General features: G+C 56.4%; 18 protein-coding genes. 3 read left to right on the top strand and 15 right to left on the bottom strand.

Going from position 1 to position 25059, the window contains the following annotated elements:
• Positions 1-88: 88 nt before the first annotated feature.
• Together ADICEAN_RS12385 and ADICEAN_RS12390 are read left to right on the top strand one after the other, a co-directional pair.
• Positions 89-613: a hypothetical protein gene (locus ADICEAN_RS12385; protein WP_152426416.1), complete on the top strand. Its 525-nt coding sequence runs from the start codon at positions 89-91 to the stop codon at positions 611-613.
• Positions 614-868: 255 nt separating this feature from the next.
• Complete coding sequence (locus tag ADICEAN_RS12390) at positions 869-1402, top strand: hypothetical protein (RefSeq protein WP_152426417.1); 534 nt, start codon at positions 869-871, stop codon at positions 1400-1402.
• A gap of 312 nt (positions 1403-1714) precedes the next feature.
• Here ADICEAN_RS12390 and ADICEAN_RS12395 read toward each other — a convergent pair whose 3' ends face one another.
• The 6 genes from ADICEAN_RS12395 to ADICEAN_RS12420 all read right to left on the bottom strand — a co-directional run bounded on the left by ADICEAN_RS12395 (position 1715) and on the right by ADICEAN_RS12420 (position 16552).
• The gene (locus tag ADICEAN_RS12395; protein WP_009195952.1) at positions 1715-2629 is read right to left on the bottom strand and encodes a type IX secretion system membrane protein PorP/SprF; all 915 of its coding nucleotides are present in this window, start codon (positions 2627-2629) and stop codon (positions 1715-1717) included.
• Positions 2630-2653: 24 nt separating this feature from the next.
• Positions 2654-3622 carry a T9SS type B sorting domain-containing protein gene (locus ADICEAN_RS12400; protein ID WP_161622701.1) on the bottom strand — a complete coding sequence of 323 codons (969 nt, stop codon included), beginning with the start codon at positions 3620-3622 and terminating at the stop codon, positions 2654-2656.
• Positions 3623-3656: 34 nt separating this feature from the next.
• Entirely contained in the window at positions 3657-12215 is an 8559-nt protein-coding gene (locus ADICEAN_RS12405; protein ID WP_040397028.1) for a LamG-like jellyroll fold domain-containing protein, read from the bottom strand.
• A gap of 20 nt (positions 12216-12235) precedes the next feature.
• Positions 12236-13141 (bottom strand): tail fiber protein, encoded by a 906-nt coding sequence (locus tag ADICEAN_RS12410; RefSeq protein WP_009195955.1) that lies wholly within the window; start codon positions 13139-13141, stop codon positions 12236-12238.
• Positions 13142-13470: 329 nt separating this feature from the next.
• Positions 13471-15105 carry an ATP-binding protein gene (locus tag ADICEAN_RS12415; protein ID WP_316928525.1) on the bottom strand — a complete coding sequence of 545 codons (1635 nt, stop codon included), beginning with the start codon at positions 15103-15105 and terminating at the stop codon, positions 13471-13473.
• Positions 14999-16552, bottom strand: a complete 1554-nt coding sequence (locus ADICEAN_RS12420) for a tetratricopeptide repeat protein (protein WP_009195957.1) — start codon at positions 16550-16552, stop codon at positions 14999-15001. Before ADICEAN_RS12420 ends, ADICEAN_RS12415 begins: the two co-directional genes overlap by 107 nt.
• 344 nt (positions 16553-16896) lie before the next feature.
• Between ADICEAN_RS12420 and ADICEAN_RS12425 the strand changes: the two genes are divergently transcribed.
• A complete protein-coding gene (locus ADICEAN_RS12425; RefSeq protein WP_009195958.1) occupies positions 16897-17439 on the top strand; it encodes a DUF6155 family protein in 543 nt (180 codons plus the stop codon).
• Between the two features lie 205 nt (positions 17440-17644).
• On the opposite strand, the gene ADICEAN_RS12430 is transcribed toward ADICEAN_RS12425, so the two are convergent.
• The 9 genes from ADICEAN_RS12430 to ADICEAN_RS12470 form a co-directional block, all read right to left on the bottom strand.
• Complete coding sequence (locus ADICEAN_RS12430; RefSeq protein WP_161622702.1) at positions 17645-19150, bottom strand: type IV secretory system conjugative DNA transfer family protein; 1506 nt, start codon at positions 19148-19150, stop codon at positions 17645-17647.
• Between the two features lie 80 nt (positions 19151-19230).
• The gene (locus ADICEAN_RS22655; protein WP_009195960.1) at positions 19231-19518 is read right to left on the bottom strand and encodes a hypothetical protein; all 288 of its coding nucleotides are present in this window, start codon (positions 19516-19518) and stop codon (positions 19231-19233) included.
• A gap of 6 nt (positions 19519-19524) precedes the next feature.
• Entirely contained in the window at positions 19525-20550 is a 1026-nt protein-coding gene (locus tag ADICEAN_RS12440) for a DUF5712 family protein (RefSeq protein WP_009195961.1), read from the bottom strand.
• Between the two features lie 4 nt (positions 20551-20554).
• Positions 20555-21010 carry a hypothetical protein gene (locus ADICEAN_RS12445; protein ID WP_009195962.1) on the bottom strand — a complete coding sequence of 152 codons (456 nt, stop codon included), beginning with the start codon at positions 21008-21010 and terminating at the stop codon, positions 20555-20557.
• Between the two features lie 95 nt (positions 21011-21105).
• A complete protein-coding gene (locus ADICEAN_RS12450; protein ID WP_009195963.1) occupies positions 21106-21975 on the bottom strand; it encodes a hypothetical protein in 870 nt (289 codons plus the stop codon).
• 18 nt (positions 21976-21993) lie between these two features.
• Positions 21994-22974, bottom strand: coding sequence for a conjugative transposon protein TraM (gene traM, locus ADICEAN_RS12455; protein ID WP_009195964.1), 981 nt, complete (start codon positions 22972-22974; stop codon positions 21994-21996).
• Entirely contained in the window at positions 22964-23878 is a 915-nt protein-coding gene (locus ADICEAN_RS12460) for a DUF4138 domain-containing protein (RefSeq protein ID WP_009195965.1), read from the bottom strand. The genes traM and ADICEAN_RS12460 overlap by 11 nt, the downstream gene beginning before the upstream one ends.
• Before the next feature lie 133 nt (positions 23879-24011).
• Positions 24012-24530 (bottom strand): conjugative transposon TraK protein, encoded by a 519-nt coding sequence (locus tag ADICEAN_RS12465; RefSeq protein ID WP_009195966.1) that lies wholly within the window; start codon positions 24528-24530, stop codon positions 24012-24014.
• 23 nt (positions 24531-24553) lie between these two features.
• The coding region (locus ADICEAN_RS12470) for a hypothetical protein (protein WP_040397026.1) at positions 24554-25059 on the bottom strand (506 nt) is incomplete at its 5' end.

A 25059-nucleotide genomic window follows, 5' to 3' on the forward strand; every position in this document is an offset into this window, starting at 1 on the left:
CTAAGCAACTAAAATGGGTCTACATCACTTAACGATTGCCTTACTATTATTCATTAGTCTTTCGTGTTCAGACAGAACAGAGCGTCGGGTGGAATCGACGGTGTTTGCTCAAGATTCTACAGCTTTCAAATCAGTGGATAGTAATGTTGAGGGTGGTATAGGATCGTCTAATAAAATCATTATAACCAGCTTTGAGGAAGATTTAAACCGGATGAAGTTAGATACAATCCTTCAGGGAGATGTTTATCTTTCAATAATGCCTACGCAGTTAGATACTTATCTGACGCAGGAATGGACTCAAGGGGACACACTCTATAGGCACAATTATTCCGATGTAGCTTATAGACTGAATATTAAAAAGACAGGAAAGACACTAATTGACACTGCCTTTACGAAACAAGATATAATTGCTGGGACAGATCCTGAATTTGAAAACATTGCTCGCTTTTTTGGATACTGGCTCGACGAATATATAAATGGGAATGAAATGGTGATATTCGGTACTATCTGCCAACCTGATACTGATTGGTGCATCTTCTTCAATCATCGTATTGACATCAACACTGGTGAAATCAAGTTCGTCATACCTGATCTGGAAGAAGAAAAAATATAAAAAAGCTGCTTAGAACAACAGAATAAGGCAAGCGCCCTCACTTCATTTAGCAATCCCTTGTGCAGAGCGTTAGCTTTACGTACATTCATCGATGGCCGGTGCCAGGGGCGCCTGCCTTATTCAATGGACGTTACCTGTCATTAAAATATGCGGCTACTTCCTTTAGCAACCTTGCTTTTGATACTTCAATGTTGTAGTCCTAGTAATGGATCGGACAAGGAAAATGCGTTGAAATATTTCTACGTCTACTATCGCATGCCTTTATACGGTGAACTTAATTTAGCTGAAGATTCAATTGTATTTAAAATTTCAGAAGTTGATAGCATTCATACACTCAATTACATTTACCCAGATGGCTTAGAATTATCAGATACTGTAACCTACATATTAAAAGCGGACAAAGACTTTCACCCAAAATATATAAGTAGTCGTAAGGAAGCGAAACCGCAAGACTTTGATTATGTGGGTCATCAAGAGTATAAAATTAATGATAAAGTCTACCCAATCTTTAAGTATGCCAGCAATGCTTTAACGACAGACGGATGTATAACACATTTCTGGACACCTGAAATAGGTATAATTTTAACAAGGTCAGCGTCTTGGGGAGATTTTGGAAAGCTGCAGACCAATAATGATAGTATAAATCGGCAAATCAATCTTTTAGCAGAGTTATTATTTCAAGACGTTTCGTTTTACAAAGGTTGTACAGAAGAAATGGAATTGATTCCCAGAGATGATGCAGAAGAATTTTATAAGGAGAAAAGTAAGGGTCTGCAGATAGAATATTAAAATTAAACGCCAGGTAACAACAGAATAAAGCAAGGGCTGTAAGAGCTCTTTGCCATTGAACTACAAAACCTCTAACTTATCGTCTATATAGACGCAGCGGTGACCAGCCCCTGCTTTATTCAACGGACGTTGTCTTGAATACTAGCAAGTGCAGGTGGATTTTGGTAGTGTAAGCTTCCCCTTTTTAGGACTATTCAGAAGTAGAGGAAATTCCCTTATCTCCTAACTGTCTTATTGGCGGGGGAGCCTGCCTGGGAAGTAGCCGCATCATTAATTCTTTTCCCTTTTAGCCCCTGATAGGGGCAGGCGATATCACCCCCCCCTCCTACCATTCTTCCCGGCTGCCAACTGCAGGGTGATCTGGTGAGACTCAATGTGGTTGTACAAACCGCTCAGGTTCTGGCCATATACATAGCCAAAGCCCATGCTTTTGTACCGTAGCTGCATGCCGCCATGCAGTTTGTAGCGATCGGCCCCGGCCAGCAGGCTAAACATGTTGCGCCACTCCAGCCGCAGGTCGCCCCCATAAATAAGGCTGGCATTGTAGGTATCCAGGTTCAGGGCCGGGATGAGTTTCAGCTGGGGGTTAAGGGGCAGGACAAACCCTGTTCGTACCACCAGCTCGCCCATGTTGGCCCGGTTGTTGCGCAGCAGGTCGGGGGCCGCCAGCTGCAGAAACAGGCGGTCGTCGGCCACCAGAGCAATGCCCGTCTGCACATGCAGGTTAAACAGGCGGTTACCGTTATTAAAGAAAGGATCTTGCTGATCCATATATACCAACTGTGACTGATCAAAGCTGAAGTTAAAAATCCCCATGCCTACCCCTACTCCCATTTTCAGTTTGTCGGTGAGGGCGAGCTGGTGGGCATAGCTAAGGCTAACGGTTAGGGCATTGGCAAAGGATTGCGAGGTATTAAGGGCCTGTAGGCCCACCACCCCGCTGGGGCCGCGCTGCCCCCTGCCTCTGGTTTCGCCCAGCACTGGCATGCGCAGGCCGGCCAGGATAGAATGGGGGGTAACGCTGCTGTTGCCCCGGGCATCGTAGCCCATGTAGGCACTGTGTTCGGTGGGCAGCTCAGCGGCCGGGTTATACATCCAGGGCATCAGGGCCCGGCTGTTGTCAAAAGCCCGGATCTGGGCCTGCAGCCCTCCGGCGCTCAACAGCAGCAGGTAGGCACCGGCAAGCAAGCGGTAGCAGCTGCAGGATTGTATGAAATGGTTCATCATATACGTCTATAGTTTTGAGGCAGATCAATACACCAGCAGGATGTGCCCGGTCATGACCCGGCTTTTATCGCTGCTTTCCACTTTATAATAGTATTTGCCCTTATCCAGGCGTCTGCCCTGGTAATAGCCTCCCCAATCGTTCTGGTAGCCTACCGATTCGTAGAGGATGCGCCCGTTGGCGTCGAAGATCAGAAAGGTAAAATCCCGGTAGCGATCGGCATGCAGCACCCGCCAGGTATCGTTGTGCCCGTCGCCATTGGCCGTTACCACATTGGAGGCGGTAAAATCGGCATCGCTCTGGGCCTGGTGGATCACCACTACCTCATAGCTGCGCAGCGTGGCTTCATCTTCCGAAAGCACCTCAAGCTGCAGGGTTTCGGTAAAATCCAGCGGCTGGCTGCCAGAGCTCAGCTGCTCCCGGCCCAGGTACAGGCCCGCCCCTTCGCTTAAGGTAAACTCGGGCACCAGGGCATTCAGGTCCTGGTTGTAGTCCACGGCCAGGTGCACCTGGCTGGCGCTAATGGTACTGGCCGCCGTATAGGCATTGGCAAAGCTAAACTCCTTGATTTCAGCGCCGGTGCGCAGGGCGGGGCTGGCAATGCTGTAGGCCTGAAACACATTGCCCCGTTGTTCATCCAGGCCAAAGGGCAGGGTTTTGTCTACCTCCACCACTGCGCCGCTGCTGCTATTGTAGATCTTGAACTGGATGGTTTCGCCCACCTGGTTGGCATAAATGGTAAGAAAGGCCAGGTAGCGGCCGCTGCTCTCCACCCATTGCAAGTGGGCTACCCCCCGCACTTCGTTGCCCACAAAGGCCCCTACCCGATCCTGTTCAGAATCAAGGGTGGTCCCGTTTACATTCAGAAAGGCCGTTACCGTCATGGAATACTGGTAATTGCTGGCCGTTACTGCCCAGTTGGGCGCTTGTGCACACGCAAGGTGCACAAGGCCCAGCAGAAGCAGCAGTATGCTAAGATGACGTACTAAAGTCATAAACATCGGTGTAATGAACAGGCCCGGGGCCTGCTTAATTGGTTTTGATGATTTTCCAACTCATGGGGGTACCGTCTACCACCACCCGCAGCACATACACGCCGGTAGGCAGTGCAGGCGCCAGCTCCAGCAGGTTGGTACCCTGTTGCAGGCGGCGTACCTCACGGTGCACCTCATGCCCCAGCGTGTTGGTGAGCTGCAGGCTTACTTCCTGCGCCTGATGTGCCCGAAGCGTAAGGCCAAAAGCCTGCCGGAAGGGGTTGGGGAACACGCCGCTTTGCTGCTCCAGCGCCCGCAGGGGCACCGGCTGTTGTAGGCTGCCCAGCACCTGGTTGGCTTCAAAGGGCAGGCTCAGGCCCGTAACCAAACGATCTTGCCCGGTGCCCAGCTGCAGGTAAAGCCGGTCTGCTGCAGCCCCCTGCCCGTAGAGGGTGATGAAGCTGAGCCTGCGGCCCTCTACCAGCTCAATGTTGCCCCAGCCGCGTATGTTGCCGGCGGCATCCAGCGCCCAAACTGCTTCTACCTCCTGGCCCGCAAACACTTCAGCCACCAGGTTCATGCTATGCTCCCAGGCCTGCCACTGCAGCTCCTGAGGCAGGGGCTGTGGCTGTTCGCTGTGGATACGCACATTGTTGAAATGCAACGGGTAGCGGAACTCCTGCGCCCTGCTGGTCCTGAGCATGTACCCACCCCCTGCCTCCAGGTAGCGCAGGGTGCCGCTCCAGCCGGTGCGGGGGTCGTAGATGGCAAAGGCGGTCTGGTTCTTGATCACATCCCCCTCCCGGGCCTGAAGCAGGGCCAGGGCATCGTTTAGGCTAACGTTGTGGCTAATGGGGTAGCCCAGCCAGTTCCAGCCGTTGCTAAGTGTTGCTTTCCACTCGCCCAGGTCTACTCCCCTGCCCTGCAGGCGAAGCGTATTGGCCTGGGCCAGCTTCAGCTTGTACATCTGACGGGCATCCAGGCCGCCCATTCCGGAAAGCGAACCGTTCCAGCCAGTGGCTGCATCGTACAAATCAAAGTGGTGCTGGCTCTTCAACAGGTCATTGGTACTCAGCTGCAGCGTTTCGGTCAGCTGATTCAGGTTCCCAAGGCGGGCATCCTGTGCATAGACCGATAACCAGGTCCAGCCCTGACGGAAGCTCAGCAGCTGCTCCATCTGGTCGGTATTCTCGAAAATGGCCGGCGCCGAGCGGCTCCCGATCACTTCATTTTTGATAAAGTGTGTGGAGGGAGCACCGTTCATCAGGCCCAAAAATACCTTGCCCTTGGTAGCATCCCAGATCTTGAAGCTTACTTCCTCCCCGGAGGCCTGGTTGCTGTAGACCGTCAGGAAGGCAAAGTACTCGTCGTGCTGGGCATCGTACTGCAGGGCGGCTACCCCACGCAGTTCGCTGCCCACATAGGCGGCAACCCGGCTTTGCGGATCCTGCGAAAAGGCACCGTTAAGCTTCAGCTTGCCGATGATGTTCATGCTGTGCTCCCAGGCGCTGGGGTCTACGGCCCAGGCGGGCGCAGGGGCCAGCACCCGCAGGTCCAGCATCAGCTTTTCATCGTAGTTGAAATCGGTTTTCAGGTAGAGGTCCCGGGTGTACTGGCCCACGTTCAGCTCCGGATCGATGCTGAAGGTAAGCGTACGGCTGCTGTTGGGCTCCAGCGTACCGCTGGTATTGGCCCCGCTCAACCAGGTGGGCAGGTTCTCAACGGCATAGGGTTGCCGCTTGCCTCCCTTGTTCAGCAGGGTTACGGTAAAGCTGTAGGGCTGGCCAGCCTCTTTCTGAATGCTGAGGCGCTGGCTGCCATCGGCCAGGTGCCAGCTTACCTCATTGCGGCGCACAAAGGCCGTCCAGGTAATGGGCGAGCTCTGGCGGTTGCCATGCACATCAAACATGCGGTCTACGGTAATGTCCAGGATCTGCCCTTCCAGCACCGACCAGTCGCTGACCATGGGGGTCAGGATCAGCTCATCGCCATTGATCACATGGGCCACCTGAAAGCTCAGGTAAGGCCGTAGCTGCTGTATGGGCGGTGCATCTTCCGTATAGCGCACGGCCCCGCCGCTTAGGGTAGCCGAACTGGAGAGCATGGTTTCGTTAGCCGCTTTGTGGTAATAGCGGGGTCCGGCACCGGTAGGCGGCTCGGGCTGGTTCATGCGGGCATAAAGCATCAGGCCCAGACTGTTGAAGTCTATCTCGCGGAAGCGGTCGCGCTCCAGCTGTTCGGCAGCGCGGGCCAGGTTCCAGAGGCGCAGCTCATCGATCTGTCCGGTAAAGGGCTCGTCTAAGGTTTGCTGCAGCGCGCTGTTGATGTGGCCGCGGGCGCCAATCCAGAATTTATTGCCCGATAGGCCGCCAATGTCCCGCACGGGGTGCACCGATTCCTGGCGCGCATCGATGTAGGTGCGCAGGTTGCCAATGCGGCGCAGCACCACACCCACATGGTGCCAGCGGTTATCGGCCAGGTTGGTGGTAGACAGGCGGTAGGCATTGCCCTCGCTGTGCAGGTACAGAATACCCCCTTCCAGGCTTACGGCCCATTTGTTGGCTTTCCCGTTGGTTTGCAGCAGGTCATCGCCATTGCCGCGGCCGTTAGAGAAGAGGGTGGCCTTGCCCGCATCGGCGGTTTTAAGCCAAAACGAGAGCGTTACATCCATCTGGTCGGTGAGCTGCACAAAGTTCACATTGTCCAGCTCCTGGTATTGCCCGCCGCTAAAGTGGTAGGCGGTGCCTTTGGGCTTGATATCCCAGGCGGCACGCATCTGGGCATGTTTAAAGCGGGCCAGGTCCCGGGCAAGCTCGCCCTGGCCTTCCTGCATGGGCCAGTAGCCAATGAGGTCGCGCTCGCTGCCGGTTAGGCGCTTAAACTGGGCGGCGTAGGCTTCCGACAGGCTCAGGGATTTTGCCCAGAAGCGCAGGTCGTGCAGGTTGCCCACAAAGCTGTTGCCGCCAATGATCAGTGGATGGTTGCTGGTGCTCAGCTGCACCCCGGCCCCTTCCAGTGCCCCCAGCACCCTATCGTCCTGGTACATGCGCAGCTGGTCGGTGGCCTGGTGGTAGGTGAGGGTATAGTGGTGGAAGGCGCCATCCTGCGCCATTGGTTTGATTATGGTCTTCCCACCATGGGTCCAGGCCAGTTGCCCGTTTTCAATCGCTACCTTCAGACCCCCGGCCTGCTCCATCAGCACGCCGTTCGCCGTCTGGGACTTCAGCCAGAACTCCAGGGCAAAATCGCCGGCCACTACATTGGGCTGCTCAATAAGCAGGGTATTGGCCGTACCGGCAAAATAAACCGATACGTTATGATCGATCTGCTGCTGGTTGGTCTCCCCTTTGATCTCGATCTTACTCAGAGCTGAATTGAAAGTAACCGGCTCGCTGAAGCGTACCCGCAAGTCGTCGCCCGCCGCCAGAATACCATTGGCCGGTGAAGGGGTACCAAACTGCTGCGGGGCATTCAGATCTACCGTTCCCCGAATCACATCCGAGATAAACTCGGTGCCGTTGCTGCAGTAGGAGATCACGCGCAGTTCATAGGGGCCATCGGCCAGGCCCATGCCGGCAATGTCCCAGGCAAAATGGGTGGTATTGGCCGAGATGAGCGATCCCTGGTCTTCGCCCTGCGCCTGGGCAGCCTCCAGCAGTTCCTGACTGTTGTAATAGGTTTGCAGGCGGGTCCAGGAGGAGGAAGTAGCCCGGCGATATTCCAGCGTAAATTTCTGGAAGCCGCTAAAGGCCCGGTTGTAGCCAAAAAGGGCTACCGGCATGGGGTTGGTGGTGCCATCCAGGTTGTAGGCCGCCCCGGTATTGAATACCCAGTTTTCGCGCGGGCGGTCTATCTGCACGGCCGTGCAGGAGGGCCGGAATATGGCCGATACCTGAACGGTGGCATACTCGTTGAGCGGATCGCAGAGCGAGCCCAGCACAATGGTAATATCCTTGTACTCATACACATCGGACAGGGATTTTTCCAGCGTAAGGGCGTACTCTACTTTCTGGCCATAGGGCACAAACACCACCTGGCCGTTGGGCAGCAGGTTAATCTTGGCATTGTGCGGGTTGGTGGTGTTGTCCACATAGATCTCGAAGAAGGCATCCGCGCCGGCGGTGCTGTTGTTCTCCAGGATCAGCTTAAACTCGGCCGCCCGGGTTTCGGGCACATCGGTTACCGAGGCCACTTCTACACTAATGGCGGGAATCTCTACCCGCTGGGTGGCATAGCTGATCTGATCGCCGCCACCGTAGATAGTAGTCGTTCTGCCGATAGGCGTATCAGCGGTATAGGCTGCATGGTTGTAAAAGCGGGTACGGTCGATGCCTTCGTAGGGACAGGAGGTGCGGCCGCCTACGGTGCTGAACACAGGCCCGTTGCCATCAAAGGTACTGAGCACATCCACACTCAGGAAATTACCCTTGTCGCCATCTTTCAGTGTATAGCTTACCAGCGTGCTTTCGGTATCTTCTTCGGAGAGGGCCGCATTCAGGTTGCTGGTAATGTTGTTGGTGGTATGCAGCAGCAGGCCGGTCTTATTCACATGAAAGCCCAGCGTGGTTTCCAGTTCGGCGGCCAGGTCCAGCATCAGGTTGGTGGTTTTCTGCTGGGCCACGGCTATTTCAGTGCTTCTGGTGAATTCTCCCAGGCCGGCATCAAAGGAGATGTTACGGGCAAATTCCGTTTCCAGCAGCTCCTGCTTTTTCTTCAGATTGGCCTTTTTGGCTTCCAATAACACAATGGCCTCAGTGAGCGATTGAGCCCCGATCTGCACCAGGGGTGGCGCAACGGCCGCCCCGGCCCCAAAGGTGGTGATGGCAATGATATGGTCGTTCAGATCCTTGATCTGCTTTTCCAGATTGGCCTTGATCTCGGCCTTCAGCTGCTCCCGCTGGTGCAGCACGGCATACTTGGTTTTTTCATTGTCCTGGATCACCTTTTTCCAGAGGCGGATCTGTTCCTGGTACTGGGCCTTGGTGAGCACGCCGGGCGTTCCTTCACTAATGGCGCCGGTTTCAATGCCTCTGATAATGCCCTGCAGCTCCGGAATAAGGGTTTCCAGGATGTGGCGCTGCGAGTAGATGAAGAAGGTTTCGGAAGGCTCTTCGGCAAAGTAAAAGGCCTTTTGCTTGCTTACATACAGCGATACCCCCTCGGCATTGGTCAGCTGCAGGGATGGAGAATTTGGAATCTTCCCCATGTTGGACTGAATGTTGTCATAGGTGCCGTAGTAGTAGTTCTTGGTATTACCGATGTACAAATCGCCCATGCTGCCCACATAGCGGGGGTCGTCGCTGGTAGAGATGGTTTCGTTAAAGGTATAGGTCTTGGTGATGCTCTTGCCATGCACCGACTCCACCTTCATGCTAATGCCGCCGGTAATGCTGTTTACCGCTTCTGACTCGATGATGGGACCGGCCAGGCCGCCACCAAGGGCAATCTTGGTACCCAGCTTCATCTCAATCTTGTAGTTGGCTTCCTGCCCGATGGCAAAGCTGCCCTCTTCGGTAAAGGAAACGCTCTTTCCCTTTTGGATGGAGGCCGAGCTATTGGAGCCCGGAGGGTCGCGCAGGATAATGTCCGGAATATCCGGTGCCTGTGTGACAAAGGTCTGGCTGCCATCGGACTGCCCACCCAGGATAATGCCTTCGCGCTGGTAGTTGCGGGCGTCATAATCTTTGCCACCCACCCGGTAGCGGATGTCCAGGCTGCGGGTAAAGGGCGAGGAGATGGAAGGCAAACCTGCCCTGAAATGGTAGGTGCTGTAGCTGGCATCGTCTGCATCTACCTCAATACGCTCAGAATTGGCCAGGGCCAGGTTGTTGGTGATGTTGAACTCCCCATCGCTGATGGGCACCCGGTCTGCCACCGCCGCATCGGCGCCGGCATCCAGGTTCAGGTATTCCTCAAAGGTGCGGAACAGGATGGCATAATGTCCCCCCTGGGTGTAGATGGGATAAGCAAAGCCTTCTGTGCTTACTAACACCTGCTGCAGGTTGCCGCTGGCATCCAGTTGCTTGGCCATCACCTCCAGATCGGAGGCCTGCGATACCACTTCCAGCACGGGCACCGAGCGGTAGGTAACGCTTTTCACAAAATGGTAGGGGGCCGAAGCCAGCCGGCTGCCATCCTGCTTTACATACTCGCTGTGTTGTGGATCGGGCACCTGGCTAAGGTTGATGATCTCATTGGCGCTCAGCAACTGCAGGCCGGGATTGCTGCCAATCCGCAGTCCATTGCCTTCCGGAATGGTGTAGGAAAGCGGCAGCAGGCGCACGCGGTACTCGCCCGTTTGCGGATGGGTGCTGAAGCTGTGGCGCAGCTCGCCGCCGGGCATGGCACCGGCGGGCAGGTACTCCAGCGTAAGGCTAGCCTGGCCAATGTTATTGATGGAGCTGATAGGATCTGTTTTGGGCACCCCGTTTTCCAACAGGTAGCTGTCCATAACAGGGCCGGCATTGCCAAAGCCAATCACCCTGGCGGCCTCGCGGGTACCCCCTACCACCCGGCCTACCAGCGTTACGCGGGTAGTATCCAGAAAGGTAACGGGCGCCTGCTGGTGTTCAAAGAACTCAAAGAGGTCGTTGGCATCTTCGCGGGCAGCCGGAAAGCGCCCTGCGTGCATGAAGTGATGCTTGTCTTTGCGCACTTCGATGTAGTGGTTGCCGATGGGCACCCGGATCTTGAAGTAGCCGTTGGCATCGGTCTCAACGGGGCGCTTGTTCTTATCCAGCACGATGTTGCCATCTACATACACATGGGCGCCGGGCACAAACACTTTGGGAGTTTCATAGAGCACCGGATTGGCCGGATCACTGGTATCGTAGTAGTAACCGGCCTGGGAAAGCAGCTGCTCCCGTCCGTTCAGGATGGCCCGGTACTGGTTGTAGCCATCGGCGGCCACACTGCCGGGGGTAAGGCCATCGGCTACCTGAATGGGGGCAAATACACCATGGGTGGTGTAGGCCACCACGCCGCTGAACTCAAAGGAGGAGATATCCTTGAAATCGATCTTGTTGATCACCTCCGAGCCCTTGCCGACAAACACCAACTGCTGGGCGGGCTCGAACTGATGCACGCCAAACATAGGGGTAAGGGTGTAGGATTCTCCCGCACCTGAAAAGGGAATGGCCGAAATAATATAGTTGCCCAGCGCATCGGTTACGCCCAGAATGCCCAGCTGCGAGGCCGTAGGCTTATCGGAGGTCCAGCTGGCGCGGTGTATGCGGGCGTGGTTCTTATTAAACTCGATGCCCACCTTGGAGATATCGTAGGCCCAGCCGCCGGCGCCCTCGTCGCAGCGCAGGTAAGCAACCAGCTGGCTTTCGGAGCCGCCCAGGTAGCGCTTAAAATCGGTCCGGATCTGGGTTTCGCTCAGCACACTTTTCCAGAGGCGAATTTCGTCGATGTTGCCCCGCAGGCCCTGGGCCACCAGCAGGCGGCGGGTTTCAAAGGCAGTAAAGGGGTACGCACCGCTGGTGCTGATGCTGGGCGTGCCCGCAAGATAGTCGGGCAGGCTGGCAACATACTCAGGGCTCATGTTGCGCCCGTTGAGGTAAAGCAGGGGGTCTTTGCCCTGCTCCAGCACCACGCTCAGATGCACAAAGGTATTGGCAAAATCGGTTTGGGGGCTGGCGGCGCTGGTAAAGGGGTGAAACAGGTCGTTGCCCCGCCCGTCTACATTGCCGTTGGGGTAAAAGTTGGCCAGCTGAAAGGTTTTGGCCGCCCCGCCGGTATGCGATACCGTAAGGCTAAAGCTGTTGGCCGCTTTGGTGTAGGCCACGACCACTTCCTGGGTGGTGAGCTGGTTGTTTTGAAGGCGAAATAAGGTATCGGTACTGTTCTGGCTAAATTTAAGCCAGGCCTGCAACGTTATTTTATCGCGCAGCTCGGTTTTGGGCAGGGCAATTTCCAGCAGGCCGTTGCCCTCCAGGCGCAGGCTGTTGCCAAAAAGCAGCTCGCCCCCCTGCGGATCAGCCCGCACCACCACATCTTTTACCGGGCTGCTGCCCTCAAAGCTGATGTTGCCCGTAACCACCCCGGTGGGGTTGCGGTAGCCCACACCCGAAATATAGGTGACATATTTACGGGGAATAGAGGAAACGCCCGCTGCTTCTACCTTGTATTCGTAGAGGCGGCCGCCCTGGGTGTTGGGGTCATCGTAGGTGTAGGAGTCGTTGGAAAGGGTAGCGATCAGGGCATAGCCGCTCACATCGTCGGCATAACTCTCCCGGTACTCCCGGCGGTAAATCCGGATCTGCTCAATGCGGGCCCGGTTGCTGAGGATGGTCCAGTTGAGCTGCACCTTGTCGCTGAAGTAGCCTTTGGACACTTCAAAAGAGGGCTCTTCGAAGGTAAGGGGAATGTAGGCCACATCCCAGGGAAAGCGAATGCTGAAATTGGCGCCATCGGTGGCAGAGGTAGAACTGTAGGGAATGGGATTGCCCACCTGCAGGTACACATGGCTACCTCCGGTTTCGGAGGCCGATTCCAGCGATTTTTCCTGCAGCGCAGTGCTGCCGGTATAGGGCTGGGGGTCCGATCGTTTCTGTGCCAGCAGCCCGCTTGCGCCCAGGCTCATGCACAGCAAAAGCAGTAACTGTTTCATCATGCAAACAATGGGGGTGCTTAAAGTTTGATGATGTAGTTGATGCCGTAGCTTACCGGGCGGGTTTCGGCAATACCGGTGGCAGCGGTAGTACCGGAGATGGTGTGGCTATGAGCACCATCGGTATGAGTACTCATGCTGTGGGTGCCATCGCCGGACTGCCGGTTCAGACGGTGGTCGCTGCCGCCGTCGCCATCGCTGGCAGATTTTTCGGTATTGAATGTCATGCCGTGGCTATGACTGCCTCCATGATCGACCGCAAGGCTGCCTTTGGCGTGGTCATGGCTTTTCAACCCATCGGCCTGGGTTCCCCTGAGCGACGGACCCGCCTGGTTGTTTACCGGACTGGTGCCTGTACCGCGCAAAAACATGCCCTGCAGGTTGGGCACTGCATTGGCCCCCAGCAGGCTGCGCAGTGCCTGGCTGCCGGCCAGCGAAGAAATATCCCGTCCATCGCACAGCACCCAGCCGGCCGGCACGCTGCTGGCTGCGCCTACAAAGGCCATGATGGTGCCGGTGGGCACCCCGTTATCGGCACTTTTGGCGTAGGGTGCATACTGGAAGGGGGCATTGGAGAGTACTATGGTATTGCCACGGTAGTTTACCGAGATCACCAGCTTCATGTGCTGCTGATGAAAGGGCACCTCGTTGAAGTTAACCCCGCCGCTAAGCTTGGTGCCGGTGCCTACAATGTGCGAGAACACCCCATAGGGGTCGGTTCTCATCTGCACTTCTTCTTTATACTGAAGGGTGGCCGTGGCGGCATCCTGTATTTCAAAGGTAAAGGTAAGCAGCTCATCTACCAGAGCTGCTTTTTCGGCATTACGAGCAATGCCCTGCACGGCAATGCCCGGAGTGCTCTGGGCCAGCAGGTGCAAACTGAACAGTAGGAAGGAACAGATCAAAAAGAGAGACTTGGTTTTCATGGTATAGGGTAGAAAAGAGTAAGGGTTCTGGAATGTAGGTTGGGTTTGGTTGAGGCGTTTATCGTTCAGCCCCAAAAGTGGGTTTTAAATGCACACAAGGCCTAGTACAGATGTTGCAGAAGCTTGTACGTATGTTGCATGTCCCCAAATTTTGGCACAATTAGTAGAAATATTTTTAAATATCCGATTTGATAATTTGAAATCAATTGCTATGCACCTACTCCATTAAGCGCTACCGGTAGGGCTATAAGGTGGAAAGAGAAAGCATTACGGACTGGCTTGTTGCAGAACAAGTGTCAGAGGACAAGAAGCATGAGGTTGGGAGTACGCTAGGCCTCCAGCACGGCCGAGGGGGTAGTGCCGAAATGCTTGAGAAAGCAGCGGGTAAAGTACGAGGGGCTGGAGAAGCCTACCATATAGGCGATTTCCGAAATGCTTGCATGCTTTTTTTGCAGCAGGTCCATGGCCCGCTGCAGGCGGAAGCTGCGTATAAAATGGCTGGCCGATTCGTTGGTAAGCGCCTCCAGCTTACGGTGCAGCTGTGAGCGGCTCATGCCCATTTCCAGGCTAAGCTGCTCTACGCTAAAGCTTTCCCGGGCATGGTGGATTTCCAACACCCCCATGAGACGTTTCAGAAAGGCCTCGTCAACCGACGATACGGCCAGCTCACTGGGTTTAAGCACTACCTGCTTCTGGTAGCGCTCCTGCAGGCGCAGGCGCGCCTGCAACAGGTTGTGCAGGCACAGGCGCAGCTCCTGTGGCACAAAGGGTTTGCTCAGGTAGAGATCGGCCTGCTGTTCCAGGCCCTGCAGGCGGCTGTGCACCGAGGCCTTGGCGGTAAGCAAAATAAGCGGAATGTGCGAGCTGCGCTCGTCCTGCTTTAGCCGGCGGCATACTTCATAGCCGTCTATGCCCGGCATCATTACATCGCTGATGATCAGGTCGGTAATTTCCTGTTGGGCGAGCCGAACACCCGTTTCTCCATCGGGTGCTTCCAGCAGGCGGTAGTCGGCCGCCAGTATGCTGCGGATGTAGGCCCGCACATCGGCATTGTCTTCGATGAGCAGCAGCAGGGGACGCACCGCAGCGGGTGCTACAGCAGAAACAGCCGTGGCGTTGAGATCTGTTGCGGAGGCTTCCGCTAAGGTTTCAGTAAGACCTGCTGCGGCTGTCAGGGGCAGGGACCAATCGCCCTGGCGGTCTGTAGCCGCCTGTAGCTGGGCAGGACTCAGGTGACGGCTACCAAGGGGCAGACGCACCCGGGCCGTGCTGCCTTCCCCTACCCGGCTCTCCAGCGTAATGCTGCCCCCATGCAATTCAACCAGTTCTTTGGTAAGTGCCAGGCCTATGCCGGTGCCGCCCCACAGGCTTTCCCGGGCATGGCCGGCCTGGTAAAAGCGGTCAAAAATATGGGCCAGTTGCTCCTGCGTAATCCCCTCCCCCTCATCGGATACGCTGATGTCCAGCGCCCCTTCGGGGAAGGCGGGCAGCGCCGGGGGCAGCACAGCCACACGTACCTCTACCGAGCCTCCTTCCTGCGAAAACTTAAAGGCGTTGGAAAGCAGGTTGATGAGAATCGTCTCCACATGGGCCGGATCGCAGTAGAGTGCCGGCAGGCGCTCCTGGGCTGTGAAGCGCAGGGCGATAGCGCGGGAATCGGCCAGGGAGCTGAAAGAAGCCGTAACCCCCTTCAGCAGCGTTTGCAGCTCGGTAAGGCGCAGCGACAGGCGCAGCTGGCCGGCATCCAGCTTGGAGAGATCCAGAATCTGGTTGATGAGGCGTAGCAGGCGAGCGGCGCTTTCTTTCATAAAGCCAAGCTGCTGGCGCTGGTAGGGGTCGCTGCTGCGGGCCAGCAGGCTATCGATTGGCCCCAGGATCAGGGTAAGAGGGGTACGGAACTCGTGTGAGATGTTGGCAAAGAAACTGGATTTGAGCCGGTCTACCTCCTTTTCCTTTTCCAGCAGCTGCTGGTGCTTTCTGGTTTTGAGGCGCTGGCTGTAATAGAGCAGCCCGCTGGCCAGCAGCAGAATAGCCCCTATCAGCAGGTAGGCCCGGGTGCGGGTATCCTGCAGGGCCTGTTCCTGCTGCAGGCTGGCCAGCGCCTGGTCCTTTTTCGGTTTCGTACTGGATGTTCAACTGGCTGATCTGCCGGGCCTGCTCCAGGCCAAACAGGCTGTCTTTTACGGCATCGTACTTTTCCAGATAGGCATGGGCCTGCTCAAACTGGCGCAGCTGCTTATGGCTTTTGGAGAGGTTCAGGTAGCCGTAGCGCAGCTGGTTTCCCTCTTCATACAGCCGGGCCAGGCGCACCACCCGCTCGGCGTAGGCCATTGCGGCCTGGGGCTCCTGCCGCAGCAGGCTCAGTTCGGCCAGGTCATTGAGGGTATGCAGCAGGCTGCGGTGGCTTTGTATTTTTTCTTTGAGCGCCAGGGCCTGTAGCAGGTACTGCAGCGCTTCGTCCAGCTTGCCCTGTTGCATGTGGGTGCTGCCTATGTTGCCAATGAGCTTGGCTTCGTCGCTGTGCATTTCCAGGGCCCGGGCCAGGGGCAGGGCCTGGCGAAAATAGCTCAGGGCCGAGTCATAGGCCCCTTCTTTCTGAAAAACCACCCCAATATTGAGCATACAGGCCATGCGCCCCTTTTCATTAGCGGTAGCGGTGTTAATGGCCAGGGCCCTTAGAAAATAGGTGCGGGCTTCGCTAAGGGATTTGGTGTACTGGTAAACCCGCCCGATGCTGCTATAGGCTTTAGCAATACCCGGCGGATCCTGTAGCCCTTCATAAAGCGCAAGTGCCTGCAGTTGATGGGTCAGGGCGGTTTCGTACAGCCCCAGGCTGTGGTAATTGGTACCCAGCAAATGATGCGCTTCTGCCTCCAGCTGCTGCAGCGGGTGGGTGCCAGCGAGTTGAAGAACTTTGTTCAGGCAGGTAATAGCGGGGCGAACCTCATTGCTGCGCTGGTGGTGCCGGGCACGTTGCAGAAATCCTTCAGCCTGAAGAGGGTATAAGCGGAATTGCAGGGCTAATTCAAGGCCCTCCTGCAACTTGTTCTCTGCCTCATCCCGCCTGTTTAGTTCGCTGTACCGTTCCCCTACTGAATAGGCGCTTGTAATGCGGGCCTTCAAATCGGCTTCCTCGATGGCTTTCTCATAGACCTGCAGGGCGGCTAACAAGCGGGTATCTTCCTTCTCGGCAAGGCTATAGCCTGTTACAGGTTTATCCTGCTGTTTGGCTTCCGGCTGGTCCTGTACGGCGGGGGCTGGCGAATGTGCGCAAACCTGAACATACAGCAGGCAGTTTACTACTACCAGTCCTCCGGTGCGCAGCACAGGTACCACTGAGTAGCCTTGCAGGCTATTAGCAGGGTCTTTAAAGTACTGAGCAAGTAAGGAAAGCGGATGTAAAAAGCGCATAGGTCAAGGGTCGTTCTGATGCAGGCATCTTTCACACAAGTTGCAGTTGCTTATAGCAGACGCACTCCCACATCTGTGGGAATTACGAAAATAGAAATATCAGCTTATGCTTTTGCTTTCTCAGCCCTAAAAAGTAGAGCCAAGGTTGCGCATACAAGGGATGCCGGTTTACCAGAAGACTGGCCATTCACTACTCCACACTTGCCAACAGAAGAGACTCGGAGAGCACATGCATTTCCATCATTTGATAGAAGGAGCCAGCCATTACGCACACTGAGGCGTTAACCAGTAAGATGATACACCTCATACGTTCATAAAGAGTACACAACAACTACATCAGCCTTATGGGAATTTCAAGTATAAAAAAAGAACTGCGCGTCCTTGATAAGGAGGCGTTGATCGCCCTTATCGCTACGCTCTATAAGAAGAACACATCCGCACGCGACTATCTTGATTTTTATTTTCATCCCAATGAACAGGCGCTCTACCTACGCTATCAGGAAAAAGTGTTTCATGCTTTCTACCCGAAAAGAGGGGATCGCTACAGCCTGAAAGAGGGGAAACAAGCCTTGCGGGAATTTGCCAAGCTGGGTCCATCGCCTGCGCTGAAGGCCGAACTGATGCTCTTCTACGTTGAAACGGGAGTCGATTTCACCAATGACTTCGGGGATATCAACCAGAGCTTCTACGCAAGCCTGGAATCGGTATTCCTTGCTGCCCTGAAACTTATGCAAAAGGAAGACCTACTGGGCAGATTTGCCAAGCGAGCCGGTGAGGTAGTCGGTGCTACTGCAGGCATTGGCTGGGGTTTTCATGATTGCCTGGCACAAGCTTACGCAGACTTTTATGCAGGGGAACTAAGCGATCCAGAAGAAGACATGTCCTGACATTGCCTTTTCTGTACCGACGCCTCCCCTTTCGGCCTAGCCTGCAGCTTAGGCCTCCTGTCCCTATCCCTTTTTCTCGGCGCATACGCTCAGCCCTATCCAGAAGCAAGAGAACAGGTCCCTAGCAGCACCCTAGTGGGCACATCATTCAGGTCAACCAGTCTTCGGCTATATTCGGGTAGCCAATAAACAGGCAGCTTCTCCCTTAGCGCGTGCGCTGCCTACCCCCTTTCATGTGTTGAGGCAGGGTAGTGCTGTAAGCGGCCACGATACTTTCCGCTTCTGCCCGTACCTTTTTAAAATTCTTTTCCACCTGAACTCCTTCGCTGAAGGGCCGGATGGGCGGCGCCTGTACGGGCCCCTTCCTTCTTTTTAGCTTCGCCCAAAAATACGGCTGATGATCTTCCACCGTTGTGCCGATGAACTCCCCTACTTTGAGGCTGCTGAGGTCCTGGGGCCTAACTAATTGTCGCTCCTGCAGGCTATAGGAAACCGCCTGGTTTCTGGTCAGGCGCTGGCCCCACTGGCTCTGGCTGGTGGTGCGGCTTTCCATTTCCTTTTCCTCCCGGCCGAAGAACTCACTGATCATCCGGGCAGAGCTGGCCACCCCTACCCGTCCGTAAAACTGGTTGTTCAGGTTGGCAATGATCACATCGGCCTTTTCCTTCCCGTAGCTGTCCACCATTTGGGTGTAGTCCTGTGCCATGTACACCGTGGCTATGCGGTTACTCCGGGCTGTAGCCGGCACCAGTTCCAGTTTGGGAATATAGAGGGTAGGCGCTTCATCCAGCAGCACAAGGGCCGGGGCACCTCCTGGCCGGTTCATCTGCTTCAGGGCCACGGTAATGATACAGGAGATCAGCGGGCTGAAAGTATCGACCAGCGACGGATGGGTGCCGATGGCAAGGATCTTGGGGTCCAGGGGGTTGTTGAGGTCCAGCTCAAAATCATCACCCGACAGCACCCAGCAAATTTCCGGGCTGTTGATCCGGGCGATGGAGAGCTGCAGCGAGCCGATCACACCGGCGATTTGCCCTTCCGCCTCATTCTCTACCGCGCTAATCACACTACGGACCATGCCGGCGGTTTCCGCATCGCTGTCCAGCATGCTCAGGGTTCGCCGGTAGTCTTTGTACAGGATAACATTCACCGCATGGGGGAGGCTGCACTGCTCGGGATGGTGCTTTCTCAGAAACCAGATCACTGCTGTCAGCAGGGCATTGGCCGAGCGGATCCAGAAGTCTTTCTTCCGGATCGTTTCGGGCAACAGGTTGTTCAGAATGGCCAGGCTGTATTCTTCCGCATAGGCCTGCACGGGCATCCGTGCTGCCTTTAGGGGATTGAGGCGATGGCTCCTGGACAGGTCGTGGAAATTGAGCAGGTAACAGCGAAGATCCTGCCGGCCACTTTTCCACAGGGCCAGGTGCAACTGCTCGGACAGTACCGGAAATTTAAAATCATAGACCAGACCGGTATAGCCCTTTGCCATCGCCTGCTCCAGCAGGGAATAAGCCAGCGACTCGCTTTTGCCCGCACCCGCTGCTCCGCTGATAAAAATTCCCCGGAAGGGGTTGGGGACATTGATGTAGCCCTCTTCCGTTTGAAAGCAAAAGCCAAAGGGGGTCTCATGTTTCTTTCGGTTGTTTTGTATGCCGAATGGGTGACCCGGGCGCCTATGCCACAGCAGCGGTATCACCAGGGCGGTGCCCACAAAGCTTACTAGTGAAATCGGATAGAAAAGGCGTACGAACGGCAGCGGATAGGCATGCACCCGCAGAAGCAGCCAGGCGCTCAGCAGGAAGCCCGCCCCAACAGGAATTTTCCTTGCCAGTGACGCAGGCGCCCGGAAGGAGCGGTGACAGCCAGCGGATGGAGCGTTATCCACCCCAGGAAAAAAAGCATAAAGCCTGCCCTGCACCAGGGCCCCAGCACGGCAGCAAGTTTTAGCAGCAGCAGCTCCTGCCGCTCTCCCTTTTCCAGGGCAAGCACCGGATCCAGCTGCAGGTATAGGCCATACTCGGCGGCCAGGGCGGCCAGCAGGAGTATGAGAACAAAAAAGGGTATTTGCTGATGCTGCATACGCCATCAGATGTTTATGCGAACGCCCCGCCTCCGCCTGCGGGAAATCTCATTTTCCAGGCTGAGTGAATCTGTAAAGCCCATTTTCCGGCTGGCCTCCGTCAGCTGTTTCAGGGAGCCGGCCAGGGATTGGTCCCTCTTTGGTTGTTCGGGTTTGCGGTCCCGGTTATGCTCCAGCAAATGCAGGGGGTCCCGCACATACCGGTCCCGGCGAAGGCGATCTTCCAGCGTGCTAAGGTTCTGAAAAAACGTACGGCCCCAGGCCCTTCGCTCCGCAACAGCCAGTACCTGCTCCAAGGCCAGCTTTTGGGGCTTTGAAAGAAAGCTATTAATCTCTACCAGCCTGGCAGCGATATAAGTCTGAAGGCGTTCTCGCCGGGCCGGGCCCGGTTCCCGCACCTGCCGGCTAGCGTCCACCGCCTGGTAATGGAACATCCTGTTGAAGAGCTGCTGGTTCTCCTTTTGCCAGGCCAGCATGTCAAATCGGTCCCGATTCCCGAAGGGGCTCAGGGTAAAGGTCCGGTGCCGGTCCTGTTTGGAGACCACTACATGCACATGCATCTGAAAGCCGGGCTTTTGCTCTCCTGCTCTGTGTACCCCTTCCTGCACCTGCTGCTCCCTGGCAGAAAAGGTCCGTTCCCGGTGAATAACAGCAAACCAAAGCAGGTCGCCCGCAGAAAGCCTTCTTCCCTCCTTCAGGCGGAACTGCTCGGCATATTGCTGCATGGCCTGCCGGGTAAATGCCTGCAGCTTTTGGGGGCAATTGCCGATATGGCCCAGCTCCCCGGCGCTTGGCGAAAGTACCAGGGAAACAAACTTGCTTTCCCGGCTTCGGAGGCCCTGCCCGTTGGCATCTATTACGAGCTGCACCTGCCGGGCGCTATGGTCCGCTCCCTGCTGAGAAAAAAAGCCTGCCTGCTGGCCCAGCTGCTTCACCTCATGCTGCAGGTAAGCCAGCAGGCGCGCACAACTTCCCTTGTTTGCAAAGACCGCCCTTCCGTGCATGCTGGGCTGGATAATTTTAGAGTGCATTGGTTTATGGCGTTTGGTCTGAGACTTCTTCTTTGTATACCTTGAGAATGGAGGCTTTGCGCTGGCGGGCAAACTGGCTGTTTTTCCGAACCAGCTGCTGTAATTCTTCCTGATCCAGGCGGGAAAGCTGATGCAGGTTATTCAATAGGATCTCCAGCAGGATGCGGGCATTGATCTGTTCGTGCAGAATTTCCCGGAGGCTTACAAGCAGCGCTCCCAGCTTTTCCTCATCTTGTTGGCCCAACATGCCCATGATCCGCTCAATCCCCTTATCCAGGGCCTCATGCAGCCCCCAGGCCAGGCCCTCTTGAACAGTTTTGGGATTGAGCCGTCGGCTGGCAAAGTACTGGATGACCGCCTCGGTATATTCCCGAAGGGTCAGCCCCCATACGCCCGCCTCCCGTACCAGCATATCATGTATGGAAGCCGCAATTTTGATCTCTTTGCGGGATGTTTTCATAAGGGCGCGGATAAAGGTTTATTCTACAGATTGCACCACCATCCGGCGCAGCCTATTCCCGTTCAGGACCTGCATAAGGCCAGGCTGCAGGAAGATCAGGGCTGCCCGTACTTCATCTGGGGCTCCTCTGCCAGGGCTTTGCGAACCAATTGGTTGCGGTAGGACTGCAGCAGTTCATCCCGGGCCCGGGAGGGCTGTTCGGTAACGGTGCGCAGCAGTTCCCCGGCCTCCAGCTTGATCTCCATGCTTTTCATCAGCACTTCCTGGCACTGCCGAAGGCTATGCAGGCGTTCGGCCTCATTCATGCTCAGGCGCTGGTCCCGCTTGACGGCCTCCATCAGTTCGCGAGCCTGGTAGATCATGTCGTCCGCCAGCTGCGCATAGGACAGGGCGGCCTGGATCTGCTTTTGTTCCCGCATTTCAGCCAGGGCAAACTGGCTCAGGGTAGTTTGCCGGCTGATGGCCTCATAGGCAACCAGGTCCTGAAGAGGAGCGCTCCGGGAGTTGAACCCTACCAGCAGCCCATGCAGTTGGCGAGTTGCCTGTTGCGTGGGTTCCCGCTGCAGCATCAGGCGCAGGCGATCGGTGCCGGATAGCTCCGGCAGGTAGACCAGCGGATCTTCCGCCAGGCCCAGCGCAGCCCGTGTCAGAGGATCCAGATCGGACCACTTCAGGTCCTTAATGCTCTGGGCAACTTTTAGGGCTTCCTGTACCTGCCACTGCAGGCGGTAAATATTCTCGATCTCCTGCTTGGTGCGGATGGCCGTATTTAGGATATCCTTGGTTTCCTGCAGGGTTTTAGCCGCGGTGGAAATCAACTGCACTTCGTTGGCCAGGCTTTTCACCATGTTTGTAAACTGAACGGGATCGTAGACCACAAACTGGGCCTGCAGCGGTCGGGCAACTGAAAGTGCCAGCAGCACCGCTAGCATGCATAGGGATTTTTTGGGGTGGAAACGGTTCATGTTCGTAAGGTTTAGGGGTTATTCGGTTTCAGGAGCAACAAAGAGCGGATAGCCATCTGCCAGGAAAATAGTCTTCCCCCGCCGGTTCTTCCGCAGGAGATTCCTGCCCAGGCCTGCAAGGCCACTGGCCACCCCGCCATACGGCACGGAATAGAGCATCTGATCGAGCGCATCATCGCGACTTTCCGCCAGAGCGGAAGGAAGAGGTTCTTCCTGCAGGTAGGCTATGCCCGGAAGGTAATCCTGGTCATACACCTGCAGCCGCAGGGGCACTGTCCCAATGCTACCGATTCGGACCTTCAGGCGTCCGCCACCACCAGCGGCGCTAAGCTTTCCGTACAGCAGCGTATTGCGGGGAAAGCGGTGCTTCCCGATAGCCATCTCCTCCTGCAGGCGCAAGCAAAGCGTAGCGTTGGGCAGGAGCTTTTGATCCCCATGCACCAGAGCGCTGTAGAAGGCCTGCTGCTGGTGGGGGACCTCCCCTTCCGGCTCATTCACCCGCAGCGTTTGGAAAGGCTCTGCCGGGGCTTTTGGGTGCCCAGCCGACGGCTGCGGCTGCGGCTTCATCACCTGTGTGCGCCGGGCCGTGAGGTCGGGCCGGGCGATTGAGGGTGCTGCCTCTGGCAGCGTTCTGTCCATGGGTTCTTCCCGCTCTGCCGGAGCATGGGCTACGGGCTCCCTTTCCGGTTCAGCTGGAGATTCGTCCCTGCCCATGCTTCCAAAGTCCATGGAGATGATGGTTTCCAAGGAGCGCTGCCGCCGGGCATGCTGGCGGTTCATCTCTTCCAGCTCCTTTCGGTATCGGTCCAGGCGGGAGGGGCTGGGCTGGCCGGAGGGGGGCGTATCGGGGTCGATGCTGGCAATGGGGGTGGTTGCCTTGAATCGCTTGATGCTGCCAAGTGCCAGTGCTCCCAGCAGCAGTAGGCCCAGCAGACCCGCACTTAGCGGCAGCCAGTGCCTGCGCAGCCTCTTTCCAATCCCCTTGCGCTCAGTGCTCATGGCCCTTGGGAAAGGTGGGAGCCTGGTTGATCCAGCGAGCCGGAAGCAAGATCCGCAGGTTGCGGGCACCCCCGCTTTCCCGGAACTGCAGTTGCAGTCGGCCCCGGGCGCTCATGGCATAGAGGGGTAGCGCATACCAGAGCGTGCTTACTTCCCGGGCAGGAAGAACTGCCGGGGCCAGCTCTGCGATGGGACGCACCTCCTTCTGATAGCGGTTGTTGCGGGAGAATCGCCTACCCCGCCGTTCCTGGTAGGTAAAGCCCACATAGTCCGGGGTATAGGCTATGGATGAATTGTTTTGCAGGCTAAGGCCCAGGTAGAGCGCCTCTTCATCGATTTGCAGCTGCACCAGCCGCAGCTGCATCCCATGGCGGGTATTTCGGGGAGAAGCGTGCGTATGGGGCAGGTGCTGCAGCCGCAGCAGGGATGCCTGAAATGAGGCAGGATCGGCGCCCTCCTTTCGGACTCGGGTCCCTCGGGTGGCAGCTGTGTAGACCGGGCTGCTGCGCAGGTCATAGAGACGGCCCGAGGGACTGTTAGCAACCGCCAGGCGTGCCGTATAATAGGCCTCTCCGAAGCGAACAAGCAGGTTGGTGGGACCCGACTGCTGGCTGCGGGCTTTCAGGAAAACGCTCTGGCCTTCGATCCTGGCAAAGTAGTCGCCCGGCCTGCCAATGTCCACCAGCTGCACCTCCCCTGGAAAGAGCAGATAGGTGGTTTCGGTATCCGTTACAAAGAGGGTATCCTGAGCAGCGGCTCCCGGAGCGGCGGCTCCCGGAGTGGCGACTCCCGGAGCGGCGGCTCCCGGAGCGGCGGCTCCCGGAGCGGAAGAGGGAGCGTGCATCTGGGCCAGTCCGGCAAGCGGCAGCAGCAGTACCAGCAACAGGGTGGAAGTCCTTTTCATGGGAAGTGGGGGTTAGGGTTAAAAAATAAGGAGCGGGCTTAGGGTGCAGGCGCTCCCTTCGGTTCATAGAGGATGTAGTCAAAGTTCTGGATCAGCAGCCCATAGGGGTTTTGCTCACTGCGGTAGGTTTCAATCAGCTCAAAGCGGATTCCGATGGGGAATTCCCGTTTTTTTCCCCCAGGTGAATGGTCTGTCGGGCATAGGCCCGTCCGGCGATGGGCCGGGCCTTCATATCGATCAGCACGGAATCTACCTGCATGCTTGTCTGGGTACCCAGGCGGACGTAATTCTGGTATACCTCTCCCTTGCTGAAATCATGCACGATGCGTTGTCCTCCCGCCTTATCGATCAGGTGCAGTCCGGCTTCCAGCTGCTGCTGGTAGTTGGCGGCATGGTGGGCGAACATGGTATGCAGAAAAAGCTTTACCTGGTTGCGCGCCTCATAAAGGGAAATCTCCCGCTCCGCCTGCCGCAGGGCGGGGAGCGTACCCAGGTCGGTGACCACATATATCCGTTCGCTCCGTCGGCGTTCCTGCAGCAGGATATATCCGCCCAGGAGCAGCAGGAGCACAAATGAAAGCAGGATTGTGCCGATGGTGATCTTTTTCAACACCTCAAAGCTGCTGTCGAAGTCTTTTAAGGAATGTGCCATATGCAATTGGTATAGGTGAATGCTTAGTGTCGTAGCGGGATGGACTGCCCGGCTCCGCCCCTGTGGGCGGGTGGCTGCTGCGCCCCATCAGATGCACCTCCGCCCTGCAGGCTCTCTCTGCTCCAACCTGCCGTGCTGCTGCCTATAGCAGCCGTTGCCGGCAGCGTACCGGCCCCACTGAGGACAGCCGCTCCTTTGGCCGCCAGGATGGCGGCTCCGGCACTGGTGGCCAACACCCGCGCCGGGTAGACGGCGCTTTGGGCCTGCCCTACAAAGAGGGAGGTTAGGTAAGGGACCATAAAGTAGAGGAGAGCGATCAGCAGGGTGATCAGGAGCATGTCCAGCTTTTCCGCAGCCTCCGAGACCGACAGGCCGTGCATGAGGCCCAGCTGGTGCTGTGTGAGCTTGCGGTAGAGCACAACAATGTTGTCCAGGATGATTAGCGTAATGCTCCAGCATTGCACTGTCAGGTAGTTTTGGAACCACTTCTGTACCAGCCGGCCAAAGAGCGGGAGAATGCTCAGGCAAA

Source organism: Cesiribacter andamanensis AMV16 (assembly GCF_000348925.1).
In the GTDB taxonomy this organism is placed as follows: Bacteria; Bacteroidota; Bacteroidia; order Cytophagales; family Cyclobacteriaceae; genus Cesiribacter; species Cesiribacter andamanensis.

What these genes read in the sequence shown, in the direction of transcription:
- ADICEAN_RS12420 (WP_009195957.1), bottom strand. Translation starts at nt 16,552, where the DNA reads ATGCGCTTTTTACATCCGCTTTCCTTACTTGCTCAGTACTTTAAAGAC.
- ADICEAN_RS12440 (WP_009195961.1), bottom strand. Translation starts at nt 20,550, where the DNA reads ATGCACTCTAAAATTATCCAGCCCAGCATGCACGGAAGGGCGGTCTTT.
- traM (WP_009195964.1), bottom strand. Translation starts at nt 22,974, where the DNA reads ATGAGCACTGAGCGCAAGGGGATTGGAAAGAGGCTGCGCAGGCACTGG.
- ADICEAN_RS22655 (WP_009195960.1), bottom strand. Translation starts at nt 19,518, where the DNA reads ATGCAGCATCAGCAAATACCCTTTTTTGTTCTCATACTCCTGCTGGCC.
- ADICEAN_RS12410 (WP_009195955.1), bottom strand. Translation starts at nt 13,141, where the DNA reads ATGAAAACCAAGTCTCTCTTTTTGATCTGTTCCTTCCTACTGTTCAGT.
- ADICEAN_RS12425 (WP_009195958.1), top strand. Translation starts at nt 16,897, where the DNA reads ATGGGAATTTCAAGTATAAAAAAAGAACTGCGCGTCCTTGATAAGGAG.
- ADICEAN_RS12390 (WP_152426417.1), top strand. Translation starts at nt 869, where the DNA reads ATGCCTTTATACGGTGAACTTAATTTAGCTGAAGATTCAATTGTATTT.
- ADICEAN_RS12445 (WP_009195962.1), bottom strand. Translation starts at nt 21,010, where the DNA reads ATGAAAACATCCCGCAAAGAGATCAAAATTGCGGCTTCCATACATGAT.
- ADICEAN_RS12395 (WP_009195952.1), bottom strand. Translation starts at nt 2,629, where the DNA reads ATGATGAACCATTTCATACAATCCTGCAGCTGCTACCGCTTGCTTGCC.
- ADICEAN_RS12450 (WP_009195963.1), bottom strand. Translation starts at nt 21,975, where the DNA reads ATGAACCGTTTCCACCCCAAAAAATCCCTATGCATGCTAGCGGTGCTG.
- ADICEAN_RS12405 (WP_040397028.1), bottom strand. Translation starts at nt 12,215, where the DNA reads ATGAAACAGTTACTGCTTTTGCTGTGCATGAGCCTGGGCGCAAGCGGG.
- ADICEAN_RS12465 (WP_009195966.1), bottom strand. Translation starts at nt 24,530, where the DNA reads ATGGCACATTCCTTAAAAGACTTCGACAGCAGCTTTGAGGTGTTGAAA.
- ADICEAN_RS12460 (WP_009195965.1), bottom strand. Translation starts at nt 23,878, where the DNA reads ATGAAAAGGACTTCCACCCTGTTGCTGGTACTGCTGCTGCCGCTTGCC.
- ADICEAN_RS12400 (WP_161622701.1), bottom strand. Translation starts at nt 3,622, where the DNA reads ATGACTTTAGTACGTCATCTTAGCATACTGCTGCTTCTGCTGGGCCTT.